The organism is Aminobacter ciceronei, from assembly GCF_014138625.1.
Classification (GTDB): Bacteria; Pseudomonadota; Alphaproteobacteria; order Rhizobiales; family Rhizobiaceae; genus Aminobacter; species Aminobacter ciceronei.
On the sequence record NZ_JACJHY010000087.1, the window covers coordinates 1 to 2,400 of the forward strand.

Consider the following 2,400-nt stretch of genomic DNA (forward strand, 5'->3'; position numbering starts at 1 on the left):
ACCCGCTACGACAAGCGCGACGACAACTTCCTCGCTTCCGTCCAGCTTGCTTCAATCCGCATCTGGTTGCGTAGTTATGAGTCGGTCACCTAGGCATCGTTCTTACCCTCAGAGGGCGTTCAGGGTAAGCGCCAAGGCTAGCATCGCATCGAAGCGTTAGAACAAGGCTTGGATCGCGTCGGCCTTCGTCAGTCTTTCGCGAAACGCCAGATCGTGCGCGCGTCGGGAACCCTGTCCGAAAGCCCTAGGCTCAGGAACCGCACGAACGACAGCCGGTCGTTGATCAGGAACTCGGTGCGCTCGTCCGTCAGATTGTTCGCCGTCTGGCTCACCAACGCCTTCAGCATCATCACAGGATCGTACGGCGGTCGGCCACCGTGCCGCCCGCGCGTACAGGTAAGCGCCTTTTCCAGAACAGGTCGGAACGCCTCGAAGTCCACATCCGCCGATAGGCTTCGAGCTGATCGCCCAGATCGCTCAGCCGCTGAAGACGGTCATCGATGCCGAAGAATCCAGGCGTATTCCCCATCGGCCCCCCATCCGCTGCGAACGGACCGAGGGAATCACAACACGCCTGATTTGGCGAGGTTAGGAGCGTCCAGCTTATGGGCGTCGCGATCGCAAAAAGGGAAAAAAACAGCAGGCTATCTCGCGGTGGCACGTATAAGCGATCGTGCTTCACCGCAAGTGGCGGGATGGGCCACAACGGCATAAACCGGTACGCTCCTTAGACGCTTCTGGTTCAGGCCGCCATATTCCTGATGCCACCGGTAATGCAGCTTTCGTCACCTGGAACGCTTCGGATAGGGGCATCCATGGACGTGCCCATCGGCTCCGAAAGTCGGCTGCAGTGCATTAACAAGAACAATGCGAAAGATGTGATATTCGGGGGTTTATGCCTGTGCCAATCTCTGGATGATAAGTGGCCCAAAGGGGCGAGATTAGGCCTAGATGTTCACCTGACCGCTTCTTATCAGGGCCGGTTTCAAGGGCGATGAATCCGCGTCACCGTCTGCTGTCGGGCTAGTTGTTGACCGAACAATATAAAATCGCAAAAAGGGGAATACGATGAACGTGCATAAGGGTTTGCAAAAGGGCCACAACCGTCGCGATATTCTGAAGGGTGCCAGTGTGTTGGGCGGAGGCGTTCTTGCAATGCCATTCCTCAATCGTCTGGCGTTTGCGCAACCGGTCGAACTAAACATACTTGCCTGGAGCGGCCACGCTGAACCTGATGTCGTCGCTGAGTTCGAGGCGGAAAACAACGTCAAGTTCAAGCCGAAATACTATACCGGTGGCGACAACATGCTTGGGTTGATCTCCCAGTCGCCTCCAGGAACCTTCGACGTCATCCTTTCCGATGCCGAGTATGTGCAGCAGCTCAACGCTGCGGGTTACATTGAGAAACTCGACCCGGTAGACTATCCGTTTGACGACTTTTTCCCCGAATTCCAACATTTTCCCGGGCACTGGCAAGGTAACGATCTTTATTCGGTTATCACGCGCTTTGGCTTCCTCGGCGTTGCCTACAACACCGATGCGATCACCGAGAAGGAGGCTTCGACCTACAACGTCTATTGGGCCGAAAAGCTGAAGGGCAAGGTCGGCCATTTCGACTGGCATCATCCGAACCTTGGCCAGATCAGCCTGCTCAACGGCAATGCCGCGCCATACGACATCGACGAAGCGGCCTGGGGCAAGCTGCAGGAGAAGATGAAGACGCTGCGCCCGCAGATCGGTGGCTTCTTCGATTTTGGCGGGACGTTTTCGTCGCTGCAGAACGGCCAGGTGCTGGCGATGGCCGGTATCGGCGACTGGATCACTGGTGTTCTAGCAAAGAATGGTGCGAAGGTACGCACCGTGATTCCGGAGGAGGGCGGCCTGCAGTGGACTGAGTCCTTCTGTATCGGCAAGGGCTCGACAAAGGCCGACCTCGCGAAGAAGTGGATCCAGTACATCACCTCGGCCAAGGGGCAGGTGAAGTCGGTCAATATGGCGGCCTATCCCGCGATGGTTCCGAACAAGAAAGGTTGGGAATTGCTAGCGGAGGATTTTCCGGCGGAAGCCAAACGCCAGGGCATGTTGCTCAATGAGAGCAATATCATGGACCTGATCCGTAACGGGCGCATCAAATTCCGGCAATTGCCGGTGCAGCAGAGCCTTGAGGACTGGAACGACTTTTGGTCCGAATACAAGGGCTCCTAGTGCTTTCCATCTGAACTAGCGATATGCGCCTTTGGAAATCCAGCTCCGTCCGTTGTTGTCGTTCGATGGATGGATTGCGCGCTAGGCTCGACTGAAAAGCTAATGTTCGTTGGGCGGGCCGCTGCGCTCGCCCATTCATTCCGGCAATCCTGCAGGGCGGTTGGCCGTGCAGTCGTGTCTTCAGGTTGGAATCGC

At 56.6% G+C, this 2,400-nt stretch carries 1 protein-coding gene and 1 pseudogene; one reads left to right on the top strand and one right to left on the bottom strand.

The genetic code is table 11. The annotated features are described in order from the left end of the window. Positions 1-159: 159 nt before the first annotated feature. Positions 160-529, bottom strand: a pseudogene (locus HNQ95_RS33915) (transposase); the annotation flags it as partial. Between the two features lie 539 nt (positions 530-1,068). Between HNQ95_RS33915 and HNQ95_RS33280 the strand changes: the two are divergent. Next, complete coding sequence (locus HNQ95_RS33280) at positions 1,069-2,205, top strand: polyamine ABC transporter substrate-binding protein (RefSeq protein WP_154387361.1); 1,137 nt, start codon at positions 1,069-1,071, stop codon at positions 2,203-2,205. Positions 2,206-2,400: the final 195 nt, after the last annotated feature.